This is a genomic window from Sphingomonas sp. Ant H11 (assembly GCF_000797515.1).
Classification (GTDB): Bacteria; Pseudomonadota; Alphaproteobacteria; order Sphingomonadales; family Sphingomonadaceae; genus Sphingomonas.
Genome location: NZ_JSBN01000207.1, coordinates 1 through 1,229 on the forward strand (window position 1 = coordinate 1; position 1,229 = coordinate 1,229).

Genomic DNA, 1,229 nt, shown 5'->3' on the forward strand with positions numbered 1-1,229 from the left:
CCAGCGCGTGCGCCATAACGCCAGCCACAGGCCACCCACCACCATCAGGGCGTAAGCAGCACCGGGCATGGCGGGCAGCGGCGCGACCGATCCGGGAATGGCGGCGGTGGTGTGCGCGATCCACAGCAGTAGATCGAGCGAGCGCGCCGTCGCCCACCAGAACGGTGCCCCCGCGCCGATGCAATCAAAGAGCAATGCCAGCGCCTCCAGCGGCATCGTCACGAAGGTGGTGAGCGGAATCGCCACGATATTGGCGACCGCGCCGTACACCCCGGCTTTCTGAAAGTGGAACAGCGAGATCGGCAGCAGCGCCAGTTCCACGACAAGGCCCGTCAGCAACAACGAAGCGAGCTCGCGCGCCAGCTTTGCCAGCCGAGATTGCTCGCGCGGGCCGAACCAGCCGCGGACCGCGGGGTGCTCGTTGAGCGCGATGATCGAGGCGACCGCGGCGAAGGACAGCTGGAAGCTCGGCCCCGCCAGCGCCTCGGGATAGAGCAGCAACACCACCACCGCGCCCGCTGCAACCAGCCGCAGCGTCAGCGCCTCGCGCCCCAGCGCCAGCGCGATCAGCACGAATAAGGCCGCGACGCAGGACCGGATCGTCGGCACTTCGGCCCCGGTCAGCAGCGTATAGCCGATCGCCGCGAGCGCCCCCGCTCCCGCTGCAATCAGCGGCAAGCGCCAGCGCAAGGCCAGCCACGGGCTGAGCGCGAGCAGGCGCATCACCAGCACCATCACCGCGCCGACCGCCGCCGTGATGTGCAAGCCGCTGACCGAGAGCAAATGCGCAAGACCCGAACGGCGCATCGCCTCATTGTCGGCCATCGGGATGCTGCCCTGGTCGCCGGTAGCCAGCGCGGCGGCAATGCCCCCTGCCCCGCCCCCGCCTGCTTGCGCCTGAATATGCTGCGACAATCGCACGCGCAGCCCCGCTTCCGCCGCCGTGCCGCCACCCGCGATGACGCGGATCGGCGCGAAGCCACGCCCAGTCGCGCCGATTCCGTCGAACCAGGCGGTGCGGGCATAATCATAGGCTCCGGGCACGGCGGTTCGGGGGGCGGCATCAGCCGCGCCGACAACAACAGCGTGGCTCCCGGCGCCAGCCCGACTGGAACATCGGCGTCGGTCAAATTGACGCGCAGATGCGCGGGGAGCGTTGGCAGCGGCTGGGGCGGCCCGCGCCGTTCGGGCACCGCCAGCACCCGGATCGGCGCGAGCCGCACACGCAC

Annotated in this window: 1 pseudogene; it reads right to left on the reverse strand. The window is 70.5% G+C overall.

The window, feature by feature from the left end:
• Positions 1 to 1,229: pseudogene (locus NW75_RS21775) on the reverse strand (ComEC/Rec2 family competence protein); the annotation flags it as partial.